The 19,498-nt window shown below is 76.0% G+C and carries 17 protein-coding genes and 1 tRNA gene; 13 read left to right on the forward strand and 5 right to left on the reverse strand.

Translation table 11 applies throughout. The features are described 5' to 3' along the window. Positions 1–535 precede the first annotated feature (535 nt). From IE225_RS22765 to IE225_RS33375, 3 genes are all read right to left on the reverse strand, one after another. Complete coding sequence (locus IE225_RS22765; protein WP_190059456.1) at positions 536–1,246, reverse strand: RES family NAD+ phosphorylase; 711 nt, start codon at positions 1,244–1,246, stop codon at positions 536–538. Positions 1,247–1,639: 393 nt separating this feature from the next. After that, positions 1,640–4,147 (reverse strand): WD40 repeat domain-containing protein, encoded by a 2,508-nt coding sequence (locus tag IE225_RS22770; RefSeq protein ID WP_229879905.1) that lies wholly within the window; start codon positions 4,145–4,147, stop codon positions 1,640–1,642. Beyond that, positions 4,144–6,450, reverse strand: coding sequence for a P-loop NTPase family protein (locus tag IE225_RS33375; RefSeq protein ID WP_229879908.1), 2,307 nt, complete (start codon positions 6,448–6,450; stop codon positions 4,144–4,146). The genes IE225_RS22770 and IE225_RS33375 overlap by 4 nt, the downstream gene beginning before the upstream one ends. Before the next feature lie 19 nt (positions 6,451–6,469). Here IE225_RS33375 and IE225_RS22775 point away from each other — a divergent pair, with 19 nt between their 5' ends. The 4 genes from IE225_RS22775 (at position 6,470) to IE225_RS22790 (ending at position 11,726) form a co-directional block, all read left to right on the forward strand. Next, positions 6,470–8,002, forward strand: a complete 1,533-nt coding sequence (locus tag IE225_RS22775) for a lipase/acyltransferase domain-containing protein (RefSeq protein WP_308432539.1) — start codon at positions 6,470–6,472, stop codon at positions 8,000–8,002. Between the two features lie 486 nt (positions 8,003–8,488). After that, a complete protein-coding gene (locus tag IE225_RS33920; RefSeq protein ID WP_190059458.1) occupies positions 8,489–8,686 on the forward strand; it encodes a hypothetical protein in 198 nt (65 codons plus the stop codon). 259 nt (positions 8,687–8,945) lie between these two features. Beyond that, positions 8,946–10,784, forward strand: coding sequence for an ABC-ATPase domain-containing protein (locus IE225_RS22785; protein ID WP_229879911.1), 1,839 nt, complete (start codon positions 8,946–8,948; stop codon positions 10,782–10,784). A gap of 63 nt (positions 10,785–10,847) precedes the next feature. Continuing rightward, positions 10,848–11,726 (forward strand): DUF72 domain-containing protein, encoded by an 879-nt coding sequence (locus IE225_RS22790; RefSeq protein WP_190059459.1) that lies wholly within the window; start codon positions 10,848–10,850, stop codon positions 11,724–11,726. A gap of 188 nt (positions 11,727–11,914) precedes the next feature. Here IE225_RS22790 and IE225_RS22795 read toward each other — a convergent pair whose 3' ends face one another. Continuing rightward, a complete protein-coding gene (locus IE225_RS22795) occupies positions 11,915–13,909 on the reverse strand; it encodes a copper resistance CopC/CopD family protein (RefSeq protein ID WP_190059495.1) in 1,995 nt (664 codons plus the stop codon). Positions 13,910–14,277: 368 nt separating this feature from the next. Between IE225_RS22795 and IE225_RS22800 the strand changes: the two genes are divergently transcribed. The 3 genes from IE225_RS22800 to IE225_RS22810 all read left to right on the forward strand — a co-directional run bounded on the left by IE225_RS22800 (position 14,278) and on the right by IE225_RS22810 (position 16,243). After that, positions 14,278–14,637, forward strand: a complete 360-nt coding sequence (locus IE225_RS22800) for a hypothetical protein (protein WP_190059460.1) — start codon at positions 14,278–14,280, stop codon at positions 14,635–14,637. Positions 14,638–15,115: 478 nt separating this feature from the next. Then, on the forward strand, positions 15,116–15,412 hold the full coding sequence (locus tag IE225_RS22805) for a type II toxin-antitoxin system VapB family antitoxin (RefSeq protein WP_190059461.1): 297 nt from the start codon (positions 15,116–15,118) through the stop codon (positions 15,410–15,412). 171 nt (positions 15,413–15,583) lie between these two features. Beyond that, positions 15,584–16,243, forward strand: a complete 660-nt coding sequence (locus IE225_RS22810) for a LytR C-terminal domain-containing protein (protein WP_229879914.1) — start codon at positions 15,584–15,586, stop codon at positions 16,241–16,243. A 63-nt stretch (positions 16,244–16,306) separates the two neighbouring features. On the opposite strand, the gene upp is transcribed toward IE225_RS22810, so the two are convergent. Next, the gene (upp, locus tag IE225_RS22815) at positions 16,307–16,942 is read right to left on the reverse strand and encodes a uracil phosphoribosyltransferase (RefSeq protein ID WP_190059462.1); all 636 of its coding nucleotides are present in this window, start codon (positions 16,940–16,942) and stop codon (positions 16,307–16,309) included. Between the two features lie 156 nt (positions 16,943–17,098). Between upp and IE225_RS22820 the strand changes: the two genes are divergently transcribed. The 6 genes from IE225_RS22820 to IE225_RS22845 all read left to right on the forward strand — a co-directional run bounded on the left by IE225_RS22820 (position 17,099) and on the right by IE225_RS22845 (position 19,463). After that, entirely contained in the window at positions 17,099–17,305 is a 207-nt protein-coding gene (locus tag IE225_RS22820; RefSeq protein ID WP_190059463.1) for a hypothetical protein, read from the forward strand. Between the two features lie 405 nt (positions 17,306–17,710). Next, positions 17,711–18,226, forward strand: a complete 516-nt coding sequence (locus IE225_RS22825; RefSeq protein WP_190059497.1) for a tRNA adenosine deaminase-associated protein — start codon at positions 17,711–17,713, stop codon at positions 18,224–18,226. An 18-nt stretch (positions 18,227–18,244) separates the two neighbouring features. Continuing rightward, on the forward strand, positions 18,245–18,715 hold the full coding sequence (tadA, locus tag IE225_RS22830) for a tRNA adenosine(34) deaminase TadA (RefSeq protein WP_190059464.1): 471 nt from the start codon (positions 18,245–18,247) through the stop codon (positions 18,713–18,715). A gap of 126 nt (positions 18,716–18,841) precedes the next feature. Beyond that, positions 18,842–18,926, forward strand: a tRNA-Ser gene (locus IE225_RS22835). A gap of 67 nt (positions 18,927–18,993) precedes the next feature. Continuing rightward, positions 18,994–19,173, forward strand: a complete 180-nt coding sequence (locus IE225_RS22840) for a hypothetical protein (protein ID WP_190059465.1) — start codon at positions 18,994–18,996, stop codon at positions 19,171–19,173. Then, on the forward strand, positions 19,170–19,463 hold the full coding sequence (locus IE225_RS22845) for a Dabb family protein (protein ID WP_190059466.1): 294 nt from the start codon (positions 19,170–19,172) through the stop codon (positions 19,461–19,463). Before IE225_RS22840 ends, IE225_RS22845 begins: the two co-directional genes overlap by 4 nt. The last annotated feature ends 35 nt before the right edge of the window (positions 19,464–19,498 follow it).

Consider the following 19,498-nt stretch of genomic DNA (forward strand, 5'->3'; position numbering starts at 1 on the left):
TGCGGTTGCGGTTCAGGCAGGCCGTAAGTGATGGGTGGTCACGAATTCCCGGAGGCCGGTACGGCGGGCCGTCCGCGGCGGATGCCCCCTGCACCGGGTTCGGGCGTGCCGGTGAGCCGGAGGAGATGGTGCTGACTCAGGTCCGGAAACGGTGGTCCCGAAGACGACTGTCGGATGGTCAACATGGCTTCTCTCCTTGTCCGTTGTGTCGAGTCTACCCGCCGCTCCCCCCGCTACTCCACCGCTTTCCCCCCTTGAATCCCCGGAGAAATCCCACCTTGTCCGCGACGGGGTCCCGTGTGAGGGGCAATGCCCCAGGTCGGTCGGGGGGTCGGCCACCCGGCCGCCGCGCCCGCGCGCCCCCGGCCGTCGCCCGATCGGGCGACGGCCGGGCGGGCCAGCGCCGGGCGGACCGGCGCCGGCCGCAGGCACCGTCCCGTCGGGCGCACGGGCCGAAGGTCCGGCGGCAGACCCGTCGGAAGGCCCGGCAGAAGATCCGTCGGAAGACCCATCAGAAAACCCGTCAGAAGACCCGTCAGAAGACCCTGAGGCCGTACTCCTGCGCGACCTCCTGCAGGGCCGGGTCCTCCAGCCGTACGGGGCGCTGCTCCGCCTGTTCCAGGTCGACGTCGCTGAAGACCGCCCAGCACTGGCGGCCGCCGTAGCCCGAGCGGTAGGTGATGCCCTGCACCAGGCGGTGGCCGAGTCCGTTGCGCTGGGCGACGGCCCAGGCCGCCATCTGGCGGGCGATCCGGCGGTCGCGGCCGTGGACGTGCTCGTCGGTGAGGGGGCCGGTGACGCCCCAGGCGCTCAGTTCCGGGCGGAGTTCCTCGGCGAGCGTGGCCCGCGTGGCCGGCGCGTCGACGTCCAGGAAGCGCGCCTCCTTGGGCGGCACGATCCGCACCAGGACGTGGTCCTGCCGCCAGCCGGAGGCGAGGTGGCCGAGTCTCATGGTGTTGGGCACGTGGTCCCAGTCGTCCCCGATGATCCGGCGCAGTGCCGGGCTGACCCGGAAGTGGGCCAGCGCCTCGGCGTAGCAGCCGGCCGGGTCCGTGGCGCAGTAGAGCATGCCGTAGGTGGCGAGGCTGAAGCGGCCCGCGCCGGAGCCCTGGCTGTTCTCCGGTTGCAGCGTGTTGTACTCGATCGGGCTCTTCCTCTTGCCCAGGCGCCACACTCCGCGGTCCGGTGCCGGAACCAGCGTGACCGCCGGTGCGAGCGTGGCGGAGGACTCGTCGGAGGGGCGCATCAGGCCGTCGCCTCCCCCGTCCCGAGAGACCCGGCGGAACCGGCGGACGCGAGGCCGGCGGACGCGAGGCCGGCGGACGCGAGGCCGGCGGGCGCGGGGGTTTCGCCCGAGGGGCGGGCGGCGCGGAACGGTAAGGCGGCGGCGTCCGCCGCCGTGGAGGCGCTGTTCATACGTCCTCGCTGCTGGACCGGTGGGTACGGAGGGGTCGGCTTGCCGGACGTGCCGGACGCCCGGTGCGGGCCGGCTCGCGGAGCGTTCCGCACGTGACGCGTGGTGAGCGGGCACGCGCGAGCGATCATTGTCGCGTAACGGGCGTCGCGGGGTGGCCGCTTCGGCGCGTCCGCGGGGGCGCAGGAGGGGGGCGCTGAGGCATCGGCACGGCGCACGCTCACCTCAATAGCGCTCCAGGTGCACGCCGAAAAGGCAGATCCCCGCCCTCCCCGCGGCCAGGAGGACGGGGTACGGGTCGGTGGGCGTCCCTCCCGGGTGGTCCGGCCGCCGTCCTGCCGGTTCCCGCCCCGGGTGCCGGACCGCGAGGGCGGTCAGCGGGCTGCCGGTGACCAGGCTCAGCAGGCGGGTGCGGGCCGCGACGTCCCACAGGTGAACGGTGCCGGCGGGGCCTCCGGCCGCCAGGCAGGGCCGGCCGGCTGGAGTACGGAAGGCCGCGAGCACCGTCACGGGGCCGTCGCCGGCGTCCAGGGCGGCACCGGCCGGCCGCCGCGTCACGGGGTCCCAGAGCCGTACGGTGCCGTCCTCGCCGGCGGAGGCGAGGAGCGGAGCCTCGCCGTCCTCGCCGTACCCGGCACCCTCACCGTCCTCGCCGTACCCGGCGCCCTCACCGCCCTCGTCGTACCCGGCACCCTCGCCGCACCCGTTTTCGTCGGCCGGTACCGCCGCCACGGCGTGGACGCCCTGCTGGCCGCAGTGGATCACCGGGCGCGGGGCTGCGGGGTCGGCGGGGTCGGCGGGGTCGCCGAGCCGGAGGGTGCCGTCCGCCCCTGCCGAGACCACGAGCGTGCCGTCCCGGGTGCGGAGCACGGCGAGGTCCCTGACGCCCAGCCCGTGGTCGTCCCAGCAGGCCGCCTCGCGCCGGTGCTCCAGGTCCCACAGCCGCACGGAGCCGTCCGCGCCGCCGGTGGCCAGAAGAGCGCGGTCGCCGTGGCGGAAGGCCGCCATGGCCCGGACGGGCAGGCTGTGGTTGAGCAGCCTGCCGCGGCGCGCGGGCGGCGCGCCGCCCGGCCCGTCCAGGGACCACATCTGCACGCCGGCGTCCGTGTGCGCGGTCAGCAGGAGGGTCTCGCCCCCGACGGCGGCCCAGGCGAAGGCCGTGACGGGGCGCTCGCCGGCCGCCACGGGCACGTGGCGGCCGGTCTCCACGTCCCACAGCGCGGCCTCGGTCTCGTCGGCCACGGCGACGAGGAGCCCGGAGGCAGGGAGGCCGGGGGCGGAAAGCCCGGGGGCGGGGATCGCCCGGCCGGGCAGCGCGGCCGCCGTGACGGGGCGGCGCGCGGGCCGGGCGGGCCGGCCGCCGTGCCCGGTGAGGTCCCAGCGGCGCAGCGTGCCGTCGCCGCCCGCGGAGACGACGTAGGTCTCCGTCCCGTCCGGCGGCAGCGTGGTCAGGGCCACGGCGGGAGCGGTGTGGCCCTCCAGGGCCGCGCCGATCGGGCGCCCGGTGTCGGCGTCCCACACGCGCAGCGCGTGGTCGAGGCCGGCGGAGACCACGGCCCGGTGTCCGTCCACCGTCGCGGCCGTCAGGGAGAGGACGGCTGTGCCGGGCCGCGGTGTCGCCGCCGCCGTCTCACGGCGGGTGCGGGCGTCCCAGAAGCGGAGGGAGCCGGCGTCGTCGCAGGTCGCGAACCGGCCGGTGCCGGGCAGGGCCACGGCGTGGCGTACCTCGCCCGCGTGCTCGCCGAGGACGACCGGGTCCTGTCCGGGCCGCCAGAGGCGCAGCAGGCGGCCCTGGGCGACGACCAGTGCCGCGCCGCCGCCGTCTTCCTCGGGCAGGTCGACGCCCGTCACCAGGGCGGGGGCCTCGTCGAGGTCGGGCAGGGGCATGTCGACGGGGCGGAGGGTCTCGGTGTCCAGGGCGGTGAGGTGGCCGTCGCTGTGGGCGGCGAGGACGCGGGGCGGTGCGTCCGCCGGCCGGAAGAGGGTGAGGCCGCTGACCCAGGTGCGGGGGCGGTGCACGGCCTCGCCGATCAACTGGCCGCGGGTGAGGTGCCAGACGCGTACGACGCCGTCGGTCCCGCCGGACAGCAGCAGGTCGCCGTCGAGGGGCAGCAGGTGCTGCACCGCGCCGCCGAAGCTGTGCAGGGGCGGGCCGACCGGGACGCCGTGCGTCTCCCACACCCGGATCGTCCCGTTGCCGTCCCCGCCGACCAGCAGGGTGCGGCCGTCGGAGGCCGTGGTGTGGGCCAGCGACTCCACGAGGGCGCCGGTGACGGCCAGGACGTTGTCCGGGGCGGCCCAGTCGCTCCACAGAGGGGTGACGCGCGACCCCGCCGTGCCCGGGTCCGGCGGGGAGCCGGCGGCGAGGGGGATCCGGCGGCGGGTGGCGGCGTGGTGGGCGAGGTGCAGGCTGGACAGGCGGGACTCCGGATCGGCGTCCCCGACGAACGGCTCGATGCGGGCCCAGGCCCGCAGCCACTGCGTCCGCCCCGCGGAGCGGGCCCGGCGCAGCAGCACCCGTACGTTCCGGCTCGACTCCCAGGGGAGCAGGGCCGGCGGCACATGGTCGTCGTCCAGGACCCGGCCGCGGAAGGCGTGGTCGGCGAGGTGCCGGCTGAGGTAGGGGTGCGGCGGGATGGTCGGGTCCTCGGCGACCAGCTTCGCCAGCGCCTCGGCGATGAGCCGGTGGGGGTGGGTGTCCTCCGGCGCGCGGGACGCCCCGGCGTCGCTCATACGGCGCCCTCCGCGTCCCGGGTTCCGGCGCCCCGCCGGTCCTCCCGATCCCTCCGGCCCTCCCGATCCTCCCGGCCCTCCCGATCCTCCCGGCCCTCCCGATCCTCCCGGCCCTCCCGGCCCTCCCGGCCCCGTGGGCCGGCCGGGGGCTCGAGCAGCTCGTCCGCCCGGTCCTGCTGCAGGACGTCCGCGAGCCGCTGGTGGACCGGGCGGTACACGAGCCGGTCGTCCTCGTGGTCGTGGGCCAGGTACCCGGCGAGTCTGCCGCGCAGCAGCGTGTCGATCATCCGGTCGGGGTCCGGGATCGGCCGCCGCAGGAGGGCGCCGGCCATCGCGGGCCACACGGTGGACCAGGGGACGCCGGCGCCGAGGGCGTAGGCGCTGGCGCGCAGCAGGGCCAGGGCCACGTCCGCGGGCAGGCCGTCCTCCGCCACCGCCGCCAGGTCGAGCCTGAGCAGTCCCTTGGTCCCGTTCTGCAGCCCGGCGCGCCAGTCCGGTTCGCCGGCCCGGGCGGCGGGGTCGGGCGCGTCCCTGAGCTGGTCGCCGGCGAGCCGGGCGTCCAGGAAGGACGGCCACACCTGCTCGGCGACGAGTTCGGCGGCGCGGCGGGCGCTGTCCCCGGGCGCCCGGGGGCCGATGAGCGCGCGGACGTAGTCGGCGATGTCGTCCCGGCTGTCGTCCTCGTCCGTGCGCAGCACCGTCGCCCACGGGAACACCTCCCGCAGGGCGGCGAGCAGCCCCGGGTCCCGTGCCCCGGGCGGCGCGGCGGCGGCCGTACCGGCGCGGTGGCGGCTGCTGCGGACGCCGACGAGCAGCCGCAGTCTGCGCTCCCCGCCGAGCGGGCGCTGTCCCGGCAGGGGGCCGCAGTGCTCGGTGAGCGGGGCGAGGACGCGCTGGACGACGGGGAACGGCTCCGCCGCCTCGTCCAGGCCGTCCAGCACGAGGGTGACCGGGTCGCCGGGCTCCCGCAGGAAGGCGCCGAGCTGGGCGCTCCAGCGTTCCACCGGGTCGTCCGCCGGTCCGACGGGCAGGGGGGTGATCTCCAGTCCGGTGAGCAGCTCCCGCAGGACGTCGGCGGCCGTGCGCTGCCGGGCCAGGACGGCGACGGACACGGCCCCCTCGGGCGGCACGGTGCCGGGCGGTGCCGAGGTGACGGCGTGCCGGTAGCGGGGGTTGGCGCGGAACTGCGGGTCGCTGAGCGTCACGGCCCGGCCCAGGACGGCCGACTTGCCGCTGCCGGCGGTGCCGGTCAGCAGCAGCACGCCCTGGGGGCCGGTGAGGAACGCGGTGAGGTCGCGGTTGAGCCGCTGCCGTCCGCTGAAGTACCAGCCACCGTCGCTGTCCTCCGGCCGCCCGCTGGCCCGGTCGAGCCACACGTCGACGTCGTCGGCGGGGGTGGCGACCTGCCGGCGCGCGGGCCCGACCAGGGTGCGCTGCGGGCGGTAGCCGGGGTTGGGCAGGCAGGGGGTGGGCACGGTCAGGGCGCCGCCGTCGAGGACGTAGTGCAGCCGGTGCCGGCGCCGCTCGGCGTCGGAGCCCAGTTCGTTGGCGAACTCGGTCATCAGGTGGCCGACGCTCAGCCACGGGGTGGTGATCTGGGCGGTGGTGCGGAGCCGGTCCAGGACGCGGCGCAGCACGGACGGGAAGCGCCGGACGTGGACGACCTGGTCGTGGTCGCAGGTGGCGATGACGTCGAGGGTGGCCCGGCCGCGCCGGCTCGCGGGGATCTCCTTGTAGAGCCTGCCGAGTTCCTCGGCGATGCCGCGCGCGTAGCAGGTGTTGATGATGACCAGGACGTTGTCGACCCGGGAGTCGAGCGCGGCGGCGACGATCTCGCTGGTGCGTACGGCCGTGGCGAGCTGGCGCCGCGGTTCGGTGCACGGCAGTTGCAGGAAGTGGGTGCCGGAGGAGCCCTGCCTGCCGTGTCCGGTGACGAAGACGACCAGGGCCTGCCCGCGCATCTCGCGCACTCCGGCCTCGTGCAGGAACCGCTCCACGTCGTGGCGCTGCCGCAGTTCCGGCTGCGGCACCAGGTCGAACGGCTCGGAAAGGTCCGGGCCGCACCACCACTGCGTGACGACGGCCAGCTGCTCGTCGATGCCCTCGGCGAACTCCGGTTCGGCGTCCGGGTAGTCGCGGACGGCTACGGTCAACAGCGTGCGCCGCGCCGCCCGTTCGCCGGGCGTCGCTTCCGTGGCGTGGCCGAGTGCCGCTTCCGTGCCGTTGCCGGGCGTCGCTCTCGCGCCGTTGCCGGGCGTCGCTTTCGCGCCGTTCGCGACAAGGTCCTCCACCCCCCGCTGCATGCTCCCTATTCTTCTCGTCATGCACCAGGTCCCGCAGCCGTATCCGGCCACACCGCTGCTCCAGGGGCTTCCCCGAATCTCGCCCGACACCACGCAGGACGCCGTGGTCGTCGTGCCGGGCATCATGGGCAGCGAGCTGTACGACACGGAGCGGGACCGGGTGGTCTGGGGCCTGGCCGACACCGGCTGGCTGGTGCGGGCGTGGACGACGCCCGGCGGGCTGCGCGACCTGCGCCTGACGCCCGACGAGCGGGAGGGCCGCACCGGCCGCATACAAGCCCGGCGGCTGCTGCGCACTCCGGCCTGGTGCCCGGTGCTGCGCGGTCTGGAGCCGTACACCGCGCTGGTGCGGACGGTCGCCGGAAGCGTGGCCGCGCCCGAGGCGGTCCTGGAGTTCGCCTACGACTGGCGGCTGCCCGTGGCCGTCAACGCGCGCCTGCTGGCCGAGGCGGCGCGCCGACACCTGGAGCAGTGGCGGCGGCATCCGGCGCACACCGCGGCGCGCCGGCACCGGGTGGACGAGCGGGAGGGCCGGCTGGTCTTCGTCGCCCACTCCATGGGCGGTCTGCTCACACTGGCCGCGCTGTGCGACGGCCCCGACGGCGACCTGGCGCGCGACACCCGGGGCGTGCTCACCCTCGGCACGCCCTTCCGGGGGGCGGTCGCCGCCGCCGTCATCCTCAACTCCGGCCGGGGCGCGCCGGTTCCGCTGCCGCACCGCAGGCTGCGGCGGCTGGCGTCGGCCATGCCGGGCCTGTACGACCTGTTGCCGACGTTCGCCTGTCTGGACGAGGGCCTGAACGTGCGGCCGTTGACGCCGGTGGACGTCGCCGACCTCGGCGGGGACAAGGAACTGGCGCAGGCGGCGCAGGAGTTCCACGCCCGTCTCGACGGCCGTACGCCACCCGGCCACCGGGCGGTGGTCGGCGTCGGCCAGCGTACGATGCAGTCGCTGACGTTGCGTCAGGGGGTGGTCGTCCCCTACGAGCACTCCTACCGGCACCACAGCAACGGCGAACTCCTGCGGGACGCGGACGGTGTCCCGCGGTGCTTCGACGTGGCGGGGGACGGCACCGTGCACCGGGAGTCGGCGTCCCTCACCCGCGTCACCGTGCCGTTCGCGCTCCAGCACGGCGCGCTGGCCACCGGGGAGGCCGCGCTGGAGGCGGTGACCGCGTTCCTGCAGGAGGACGAGCACCTGGGCCCGGCCCAGGGGGTGCCGGAACTCGGCCTCCAGGTGCCCGACTACGTCGCTCCCGGCGCGGAGTGGACCCTGCGGGTGCACGGCGCGGACAGCCCGGCGGGGCTGGAGTGCGTGGTGGAGGCGGTGGACGGCGGGACGGCGTTCCGGACCCGCGCCGCGCTGTCCGCCGACGACGGCGCCGACGACGGTGACGATGTCGGTGGCGGTGGCGGTGACGACGATGTGCTGGCCGCGCGGGTCCGGGTGCCGGCGGACGGCCTGTACCGGGTGGTGCTCGACTCCGGTGACGGGGCCCCGCTGACGCAGCTCGTCCTCGCGGGCCCGCACGAGCCGGCCGCCGAGGACTGAGCCGCGGACCGGGCCACGGACCGAGCCGCGGATCTGGCTACGGACCGGTTCGCGGGCCGGCCCGCGAACCGGTCCGTGAACCGGGCCGTGGACCGGGCCGGTGGCTGCACCACGGACCGAGTCGCGCACCGAGCCGATGACCGGGCGCGTCGGCGGCGTCGGGGCCAGGGCCGGAACCTTTCGCGAATCTGCACACGCGCGCGGGACCGGCCCGCCGGAGCGGCGGGCCGCCGCACGCGTGTGTCGGGATATGCGGGGTTCGCGGCGAAGCGCCCCGCGCGGCCGGGCCGCAGGGCGTGTGAAGGGGGCGACGGGTTCGGTGACCGCGCGGGCACAGCGGTGAACCTCGTGGTCGGGACCGTGAAGACCGGCCGCGGCGCGGGCCCCGGCCGGGGTCCGGGCGGCTGGTCACCCGTTCCCGCCACGTGCTTTGATCCTGCGCACCCACCCCCCGGGCACGTGATCACTCGAAGGGAAACGCAGGTCATGAACTCCACTCCGCAGGTCGCCACGGCCGAGATCTCCGACGCCGAGCTGGACCTGGTCGCCGGTGGTTCGACGATCGACGCCACCGCCGGTGTGCCCGGGTCGCTGACCGCCGCCGCCTGCGCCGGCGTCTTCACCTCCGTCTCGCCCGAGGGCGTGGGGGTGGGCGTGCACGCCGAGGCCGGCGTGCAGCACTGAGCCGAGCCTGGACACTGCGCATGGAGCGCTGAGCATGGAGCGCTGAGCGCTGAGCACGTGCAGGACTGAGCATCCGCGCAGGGGCTCCGGGGCCGTCGTCGGTCGCCCCCGGAGCCCCTGCGCGCATCCGCCCGCCCTCGGCACCCCGCCCTCGGCACCCGCCCGCCCCGGCACCGTCCTTCCCCGGCCCGCCGTTTGGCAGAATCCGGCGGACGTGCGCAGAGATCGAGCGGAGCACCGGGACGGGACGGGACGCCACGTGAGGCACCGGCAGGGACGGCAGGAGCGGCGGGGACGCCAGGACGGGGCCGGCGAGGCCGACGCGGCAGCCGCGGCCGACGCGGCGGGCACGGCCGACGCGGCCGCCGCGGCCGCCCGGCCCGGGCTGGAGCGGGAGCTGGAGCGGCTGCACGGGGCGCCGTACGGGCGTTACCGGGGGCTCGTGGGCTCCTGGGAGCTGGCCGGGGGCGTGGTGGTGCGGCTGGTGCGGGCGCAGGCGGATCCGTTCGCGCCGCCGGCGCGGGTCGCGGTGCACGTGCCCGCGCAGCGCGCGGGATTCGCCCCCGAGGTGCGGGACACGCCGGTACGGCGGCGGGCGCTGGCCGGGTTCCTGGTGCGGCGGGCGGCGCGGGAGGCGGCCGGGGAGCGCGCGTACCGCGTGGACGCGGGCGGGCAGGAGGTGCTGGCGCGCAGCTCGTGCACGGTCGCGCCGGACGGCGCGGTGACGCTGCGGCTGGGTGTCGCGCTGCCGGGGCCGCGGCGGCGGATCGACGGGCGGGCGGCGCGGCGGCTGTTGTGCGAGGGGCTGGAGCACATCGCCCGGCGCGCGCTGTGCCGTACCGCCTACGACGACGAAGGGCTGCGCGAGCTGCGGGAGTTCGTGGCGACGGTGGAGGACGCCACGGTGCTGCGGGAGCGGCTGCCGGAGCTCGGGCTGGTCGGGTTCGTCGCCGACGGGGCGCTGCTGCCGCGGCGCAGCGGGGCCGACGACCGGCCCGCCGCCGGGGACGGCGTGGTGCCGTTCCGGGCGCCGGAGGAGCTGCGGGTGACCGTGGAGCTGCCGAACGCCGGGACCGTCACCGGCATGGGCGTCCCCGAGGGCGTGACCCTGATCGTCGGCGGCGGCTTCCACGGCAAGTCGACGCTGCTGCGCGCCCTGGAGGCCGGCGTGTGGGACCACGTGCCCGGCGACGGGCGGGAGCGGGTCGTCGCGCACCGGGACACCGTCAAGCTGCGCGCGGAGGACGGGCGGCCGGTGACCCGCGTCGACGTGCACGCCTTCGTCGGCCACCTGCCCAACGGCGCCGACACCGCCGACTTCTCCACCGCCAACGCCTCCGGCTCCACCTCCCAGGCGGCGTCGCTGTGCGAGGCCGTGGAGTCGGGCGCCCGCGTCCTGCTCATCGACGAGGACACCGCCGCGACCAACCTGATGATCCGCGACGCGCGCATGCAGGCCCTGGTGGCCAAGGAGCGCGAGCCGCTGACCCCGCTCGTGGACCTCGTCCGGTCGCTCCACCGCGACCACGGGGTCTCCACCGTGCTGGTCATGGGCGGCAGCGGCGACTACCTCGACGTGGCCGACCGGGTGGTGATGATGGACGGCTACCGGCCGTACGACGTCACCGAGCGCGCCCGCGGGATCGCCGCGCGGCCCACGGGGCGGCGGGCCGAGGCCGAGTCCTTCCCCGGCGTCATGCACCGGCGCCCCGACCCCGCCTTCGCGGACCCCGGCGCCCGCGGGCGGACGCGGATCCGCGTCCGCGGCACCGACCACCTCGTCCTGGGGGAGCACGAGATCGACCTGCGCGGCGTCGAGCAGCTCGCCGACGCCCCGCACCTCACCGGTGTCGGCCTGGCCCTGGAGCTGCTGGTGCGGCGCGGCCACCTCGACGGGCGGCGCACCCTCGCCGAGGCCCTCGACCTGCTGGACGCCGAACTGGGCACCGGAGTGGGCGCCGAGCCGGGCGCCGGGCCGAACGGCCCGGACGGCGTCGCCGCCCTGCTGTCCGTGCGCGACGAGGACTTCGCCGTACCCCGCCGCCACGAGGTCGCCGCCGCCCTCAACCGGCTGCGCGGGCTGCGGGTACGGCGCTGAGGCGACCGGGTGGGGGCCGCGGCCGCCGCGTGCGAGGACGCCGAACACGGGTAACCGCCCGCCATGGGCGAGATTCTCGTCGGCGCGTGTTCGTGGACCGATCCGGCGCTGCTGCGCAGCGGCTGGTACCCGCCCGGGTGCCGGGACGCCGAGGGGCGGCTGCGGTACTACGCGAGCCGCTTCCCCGTCGTGGAGGTCGACGCGACCTACTACGCCCTGCCCGCCGAGCGCAACAGCCGCCTGTGGGTGGAGCGCACGCCGGACGGGTTCGTGTTCGACGTGAAGGCGTTCGCGCTGCTCACCGGGCACCCGGTGCGGCGCGGGGCGCTGCCGGACGGGCTGCCGGGCGACGCCCGTGACCCGCGGACGCTGGACGAGGTGTGGGCCCGGTTCGCCGCGGGGATCGCCCCGCTGCGGCACGCGGGGCGGCTCGGGAACGTGCTGTTCCAGTTCCCGCCGTGGTTCCGGCCCGGGGCGGGCGCGGAGGCGTTCCTGCGGGCGTGCGCCGAGCGGACGGCCGGCTGGCCGGTGTGCGTGGAGTTCCGGCATCCGCAGTGGTGGGCCGCGGGGCGGGAGGCGGCGACGCGGGCGCTGCTGACCCGCTGCGGGTTCGCCGCGGTGGCCGTGGACATGACGCAGACGCTGCCCACCTCCATCCCGCCCGTCACGCCGGTCACCTCGCCCGAGCGGTCGGTGGTCCGCTTCCACGGGCGCAGCACGGCCTGGGGCACCGGCAGCAAGGAGGACCGGTTCCGGCACGACTACGGCGAGGACGAACTCGCCGAGTGGGTGCCGCGGCTGCTCCGCCTGGCCGACCGGGTGGAGCGGCTGCACGTGCTGTTCAACAACTGCTGCGCCGACGCCGCCGTCCGCGCCGCCGCGCACATGACCCGCCTGCTGGACCTGCCGCGGCCCGCACCGTCCGGCACGCTCTTCGGCTGAGCCGGCCCGGGTGAGTCGGCCCTGGCTGAGTCGGCCCTGGCTGAGCGGCCCCCGGTTGAGGCGGCCCCCGGGTGAGCCGAAGCGGGCCCCTGACGGGCCGGTGAGTCCCGGCCGGGCGCCCGGGCGGGCCCGACGCGCGGCTCGGTGGGCCGGCTCAGTGGGCCGCGAGGTACGCCCCGGCGGGGTCCTCAGCGCGCGATCCGCAGCGGCCGCGACTCCGTCACCTGGTCCAGTTCCGAGGTGCGCACCGTCACCTTCATCGTCCAGGTGCCGGGCAGGGGCAGCCGGACGGCGTCGGCCGCCCAGTAGCCGCCGCGGTCGGTGAGCCGGGCGTCGATCGGGCCGATCCCCTTGGCCGGCAGCGAGAAGGCCAGACGCAGTTCGGGCACGCTGGACAGGCCGCCGTCGGGCCCGTACACGACCGCCTCGACGGAGTTCTCGCCGACACGGCCCGGCTCCAGGGTGACCTGCACCTTGCCGTAGGCGCCGGGGGTGCCGACGTCGAACGGGACCGTGGCGACGACCGCCCCGGTCCCGCCCGCCGCGGCCGACGCCGTCCGCTCGGCCCTCGCCTCCTGGACGGCCGCCCGGCCCGGCAGCGTCCCCGACAGCACCGTGGACAGCATCAGCACCACGATGCCGACGGTGACCTCGGCCAGCACGGCCCGGCGCAGCCCGCGGTGGCCGTCCGGCTCGGGGGCCGGGGAGTGGGGCGGCCGGGCGGTGGCGGGACCGGCGGGCGGCGCGTCCGCGGGCTCCCTCCGGGACGCCGTCTCCGCGTCCCCGACCGTCTCCGCGTCCCCGACCGTCTCCGCTTCCTCGGCCGTCACCGTCCCCTCGGCCGCCGCTGTCCCCTCGGCCGCCGCTGTCCCCTCGGCCGCCGCCGCGCCTCCCGTCCGCTGCAGCACCCGTTCCCGTGGCCGCACGGCCGCCTCGGTGGCACGGTTCCCCTCCGCCGCGTGCTCCGCGTCGGCCGCGCCCTCCGTACCCTCCGTACCCTCCGTGCCCTCCGCGCCCTTCGCGTCCGCCGTCCCCAGCCGCGCCGTCCACTGCCGCGACCAGCCCGCCACCGTCAGCAGCAGCACCACCCCGGCGAGTTTGAGCAGCAGGAGGCGGCCGTAGGAGGTGCCGGTGAGCGCGTCGACGGAGCCCAGGCCGCGCCAGGACTGGTAGACGCCGGTGACGGCCAGCACGGTCACCGCGCCGAAGGCCAGCCGCGAGAAGCGGGCGACGACAGCGGCGGGCGCGCCCTCCCGCCGGTGCAGCAGGACCAGCAGCGCGGCCAGGCCGCCCAGCCAGACGGCCATCGCCAGCAGGTGCAGCACCGTGCTCGCCATCGCCAACGGCACCTGGAGGCCGGCCGACGCGTGCTCGGCGGACGCCCACGTCACCGCCAGCGCCACGGCCAGCGCACCGGCGGCGGCCGACAGCGGCCGGGGGTGGGGCGGGCGGCGCCGGACGAGCCGTACGAGGACGGCGGCGACGGCGGGCAGCAGCGCGAGCCGCGCCAGCAGCGCCAGGCCGGGCCGGCCGGCCGCCGTACGGCCCAGGGCGGAGACGTCGAGGCCCGCCGTGGGCCCCGTCCCGGCCTCGTACGGGGCGCGCAGCACGAACAGCGCGACGCTCGCCCCGAGCAGCGCCCACCAGCCCGCCCGCAGCAGCCGGCGCAGCGGCGCCGCGGTCGGCGGGCGGCAGACGACGAGGAAGACGGCCGTGCCGACGAGCAGCGCGAGGCCGCCGTAGGAGAGGTAGCGGGCGATGCCGTACAGGCGCTCCGTGACCGGGTCCCCGGTGCGGTCGGTGTCCACGGCGACCGGCGGGGACGGTTTGCCGACGGAGAAGGTGAACGCGCCGGCCACCGGGTGGCTGTCCGCCGACACCACCCGCCAGGCCACCGTGAACGTGCCGGTGCCCGGCCGCGCCGGGAGGGTGACGCGGACGGTGTCGGAGTCGCCCGCCGCGTGCTGCGGCGGTCCGGTGCGCACCTGCCGGCCGTCGGGTCCGAAGACGCGCACGGAGTCGTCGAGCAGCCCGACCGACTCGGTGAACCTCAGCGTCAGGGCGCGGGGCGCGGATCTGACGACGCTTCCGTCCGCGGGGTCGGTGGAGCGGAGGGCGGCGTGGGCCGACGCGCTGCCCGCACCGCCCAGGAGGGCGAGGAGGACGAGGGGGACCAGCACCAGCAACGGGCCGAGCGGTGCCGGGACCCGCAGCCGCCGGCGCCCCGGGCGTCCGCCGCCGCGCGCCCGGCGCCCGCGGTCCCGCTGCCCCGCGCGCCCCTCGGCCTCCCGCGCCGCGCCTTCCGTGCCTCCCGCACCTCCCGCGCCTCCCGCACCTCCCGCGCCTCCTGTGTTGCCCCGTCGGACCACGTCGTTCCTCCGTCCCGGACCCTCTCACCGGTCTCCCGGTACGTACGGACCCCGGTGGCGGATCGCTCACGGCGGGTGCCGGAGGCGACGCCCCGGCGCCCCGCCCCTCGGGGCGTGGCCCGAACGGGCGGTTCTCGGGCGTGCCGGGCGGGACGGGCGGCCGCGGCGGGGACAGTCACGGCGTGAGTACCGGTACCGCCCCGCACGCCCGCCGCGCCGGCCTCCGGTGCGCGTGGCTGCGGACGCTGGTGCTGCTGCTCGCGCTGCTCGTACCGGGCGGCGCGCACGCGGAGGCGTACGCCGCTCCCCTGACCGCGGCGGCCGGCGACTCCGGCGCCGCCGCCGAGCGGCCCGACCTCCTCGACGCCGCGCTGCGGCCCTCCGCACGGGAGGTGCGGCGCCCCGTCGTACGCCTGCGGCCCGCGTCCCTCCCCGGCCCGGCGCCCGTCCGCGCGGCGAGCGGCCGTCCCGGGCCGGCCGCCGTGCTTCCGCCGCCCCCGTCCGCCTCGCACGCCCTCGCCTGCGTGGTTCTGCGCTGCTGACGACGCCGGTCCCGCCCGGCACCACCGGCGCGCCCCAGCGCGCTCCGGCGCGCTCCAGTGCGCCTGCGCGCCGGTCACCGGTCATAGGTCACCGATTCGTCCGTACGACGCGACCCACGCGAGGAACGCCCCCATGCCCCCCATGTCCAGGGACCCTTACGCGGTCATGCGCGCCCTGCTGCGCGCCGAGGCCGTGCGCAGTACGCCCCGCCCCGCCACGCCCGGAACCACCACGCCCGGAACCGCCGCGCCACGCCCCGCCACGCCCGGAACCACCACGCCCGGAACCGCCGCGCCACGCCGCGCCACGCCCGGAACCGCCGCGCCGGCGGAGGGCGAGCCGGACGGAAAGCGGCCGCGGCCGCCCGCCTCGGACTCCCCCGTTTCCCCCGTTCGGCCCCATTCGCCCCATCTTTTCCGGCGTCGCACTCCGTCGCCATGGCTGCGCCCGGAACGTGGGGACCGGTAGGCTTTCCGTGTGATCTTCAAGCGCATCGGAAACGGCCGGCCGTACCCCGACCACGGCCGGGACAGCACCCGGAAGTGGGCGGATGTCGCGCCGCGCCCGGTCCGCCTTGATCAGCTCGTGACGACCAAGCAGCAACTCGACCTGGAGACGCTCCTCGCCGAGGACTCCACGTTCTACGGCGACCTCTTCGCGCACGTCGTGAAGTGGCAGGGCGACCTGTACCTGGAGGACGGTCTCCACCGGGCGGTGCGGGCGGCGCTGCAGCAGCGGCAGGTGCTGCACGCGCGCGTGCTGGAGCTGGACTGACGGTCCCGGGCGGGGCGCGCGTCACAGGTTCGGCGCGGGGTCGCGCTCACGGGTTCGACGCGGGGTCGCGCGTCACGGGTTTGCCCCTTTCGGGTCGGACCGGGCGGCAACCGAGCGGCATCCGATGATCATCCAGTAGGCATGGCCGCTCGGGCGCACTACGCTGCGCTCATGAGCATGCTGACTCCCCCCGGCATGGGTGGGCAGTACCGGATCACGGGGAACAAGTACCCGCGGATGCGCCGGCCCCGGCGGCACGGCAGGCTCGCCCTCCTGGCCGCCTGCTGCCTGGCGGCCCTCGGCGTGCTCGGCTGGGGCACCCTGCAGCTCATCGACGTCTTCACCGGCGGCACGAAGGCCGCGGCCACCGGTTCCCGCACCGCCTGCACGACCAAGGCGAGCCCCTCGCCCGGCGTCGTCGCGCTGCCCCGGCCCGCGCAGATCACCGTCAACGTCCTCAACGCCACGCCCCGCAGCGGCCTGGCGAAGAAGACCGCCGAGGAGCTGAAGAAGCGCGGCTTCCGCATCGGTGACGTCGGCAACGCGACCAAGGAGTACGACAAGAAGGTGAAGGGCACCGCCGTCCTGCTCGGCCCGGCCTCCGCCCGCCGCACCTCGCTCCCGGTCCTCGCCACCCAGCTCACGGGCGCCGAGTCCCGCACCGACGCCGCCCGCAAGGACGGCACCGTCGACCTGATCATCGGTGACGCCTTCACCCGTCTCACCGACAAGGCGGCCGCGGACCGGGCGCTGACCGCCCTCGCCCACCCGAAGCCCGCGGCGACGGGCGGGACGAAGACGAAGCGGTGCGGGAGCGCCTCCGGCCGGTGAGCCGGAGGACGGGGTACGGAGGTACGGGGGTGCGGGGTATGGGGAGGTACGGGGTACGGAGTGTCAGCCGGCCAGCCCGTACATCCGGTCGCCCGCGTCGCCGAGCCCGGGGACGATGTAGCCGTTCTCGTTGAGGCGTTCGTCGACGGAGGCCGTCACGACGGTCACCGGGGCGCCGGCCAGCTCGCGCTCCATGACCTCGACGCCCTCGGGGGCAGCCAGCAGCACCACCGCGGTGACGTCGTCGGCGCCGCGCCTGATGAGTTCGCGGATGGCGGCGACCAGGGTGCCGCCGGTGGCGAGCATGGGGTCGAGGACGTAGACCTGACGGCCGGAGAGGTCCTCCGGCATCCGGGTGGCGTACGTGGAGGCCTGCAGCGTCTCCTCGTTGCGGATCATGCCGAGGAAGCCCACCTCGGCGGTCGGCAGCAGCCGGACCATACCGTCCAGCATGCCGAGGCCGGCGCGCAGGATCGGCACCACCAGCGGGCGCGGGTGGGACAGCTTGACGCCCGTGGTGGGGGCGACGGGGGTTTCGATGCCGACCTGTTCGGTGCGCACGTCCCGCGTGGCCTCGTAGGCGAGCAGGGTGACCAGTTCGTCGGCGAGCCGGCGGAAGGTCGCGGAGTCGGTGCGGCGGTCGCGCAGCGTGGTGAGCTTGTGGGCGACCAGGGGGTGGTCGACGACATGGAGACGCATGAGCACCACAGTAACCAGTGACCGGAGTCCCACCCGCGCGCACCGGCACCCTGCGTGATCCCTTGGCCCGGACCGTACGCCGCGTGTCGGCATCGAAGCGTCCGTCCGGGGGAAGGCGGGAGGGAAGCGGAGGGAACGGACTGGGGTGGTGTGCCCATGCCTGACGAGCCCGCTCACGCGTCCGACGACACGTCCGCGGAGCAGCGGCGACAACCGGAGAGCGAGGCCGAGCGGCGCCGCCGCCGGGCCCAGTTCCTGCGGGAACTCGCCGAGGCGAGGGAACTGCGCGCCCGCGTCCAGCCGCGCCGCGCCAAGGTGGCCCGCCTGCGGCATGCGATGCGCATGCGAACGTTCCGCTGGTGACGGCCGACCGACCGGCCGACCGGACCGACCGGCCGACTGGGCCGAACGAGCCGCCGTGGAACCGCCGTAGGGCGGTCGGAGGACCGCCGTAGGGCCGTCGGAGGGTGGCGCGTACCGCCGTACGGGAAGCTTTCCCGGCCACCGGGGCGTTGCGAGGGGTGGGCATGCGCGGACTTCGGCGAAAGCCGCGTACGATCCGCAGGTGGCGGCAACGAGCGCGCTGGTGAGTCCTTTGCGGACGCACGATCAAAACTGCCGGACACAGGGGGCCGAAGATGTCCCCTCAACGCCTTGTTTCTGCCACGATTCCGAGTGGGTGGGGCTCGGAGCCAGCGCTCTCTCCGCCCAGAACCTCCGCCGGGGGGACCCCCAACCGGCACGCCTATGACCAGTGGGAGAGTCACGGTGTACTTCGCCGCACTGCTCGCGCGCACCGAAGACGGGTGGGAAGCGAGCGACACAGAGCTCGACGACGTGGAGACCCTGACGGATCTGGCCGACCTGGCCCGGGAAGCCTCGGTTGACGACGACACGGTGCTCGTGCTGATCGAGCAGGAGGACGCCTGGTTCGGCGTCGTCCGCGTGGACGGCGAGGACGACCCTCGTGTCTACGTCTCCAACGCGGCCGTCGCCGCGCGCAGCTCCTACGGCGAGATCCTGCTGTCGGAGCTGCTGGGCGAGGACTCCGCCGACACCGACCTGGACGCCCTCGACCTGGACGGGACCGAGGACGGTGAGCCGGAGGACGACGGCGCCGACGCCGCGTCCGGCGAGACGGCCCCGAACGGCCCGGTCGGCGACGGCGAGATCCTCGAGGACCTGGGCGTTGGCGAGAAGGAACTGCGCGCGCTGAACGGCGACGCGCTGACCGAGATCGCCGAGGCCCTCGGAGCGTCGGAGGTGCTCGAGACCGTCCGCTGACCTCTCCCGCACCAGGCCATGGCACCGGACCCGGTACGCGACCGCTGGCGGGCCGCGATGCGCCTCGCCCTCGAGGAGGCCGAGCAGGCCGCCCGGGGCGGGGACGTCCCCGTCGGCGCGGTCGTGCTGTCCCCGGACGGCACGACCGTGCTCGCGGCCGGCCACAACGAGCGCGAGGCCACCGGCGATCCGACCGCGCACGCCGAGGTCCTCGCCCTGCGGCGCGCCGCCGCGAAGACGGGGCAGTGGCGCCTGACGGGCTGCACCCTCGTGGTCACGCTGGAGCCCTGCACGATGTGCGCGGGCGCGCTCGTGCAGTCCCGCGTGGACCGCGTCGTCTACGGCGCCCGCGACGAGAAGGCGGGAGCGGCCGGCTCACTCTGGGACGTCGTACGGGACCGGCGGCTCAACCACCGCCCCGAGGTGATCGGGGACGTGCTCCCCGACGAGTGCGCCCGGCTCCTGAGCGACTTCTTCCGCGCCCGGTGAGCCGGCCGCCGGCCCGTGGCACCCGTGGCACCCGTGGCATCCGTGGCATCCGTGGCACCCGCGGAATGCCGGGCGGCCGGGAAACGGATTTAGAACCACGGCCCGCCGTGCTGTAAGGTCTCCCTCGGTAGCGTGTCCGAGCGGCCGAAGGAGCTCGCCTCGAAAGCGAGTGTGGCGCAAGTCACCGAGGGTTCAAATCCCTCCGCTACCGCAGAGTGAAGGGCCCCGCGTCAGCGCGGGGCCCTTCGTGCGAGCAACCGGTCACAGGGGAGGCCGCGATGGCGGTGAACGCGAGGAAGATCGCGGTCTATGCACTCGTCGTCTTCGTGCTCTACGTGATCATCACGGACCCGGCGAAGGCCGCCGACTACGTCCAGGTGGTGTTCGAGGGCATCTCGGACGCCGCCAAGGCGATCGGGGAGTTCATGACCTGGGTCGCCCACGGAGGAAAGTCGTGATCCGCCATCTGGTCCTCTTCAAGCTGAACGAGGGCGTCGAGCGCGACGACCCGCGCGTGGTGAAGGGCGTCGAGGTCTTCCGCGCGCTGAAGGACAAGATCCCCGAGATCCGCTTCTGGGAGCTGGGCTGGAACCTCAGCGACCGCCCCATCGCCCACGACTTCGCCCTCAACTCCGCCTTCGACGACACCGCCGCGCTGCGCCGGTACGTCGAGCACCCCGAGCACCAGGCGGGCGTCGCCCTGTGGCGGGAGTTCGCCACGTGGGTGATCGCCGACTACGAGTTCTGACTCCACTTCTGACTCCACGCGGTCCGCTCGCACGG

Source organism: Streptomyces echinoruber (assembly GCF_014651135.1).
Taxonomy (GTDB): domain Bacteria; phylum Actinomycetota; class Actinomycetes; order Streptomycetales; family Streptomycetaceae; genus Streptomyces; species Streptomyces echinoruber.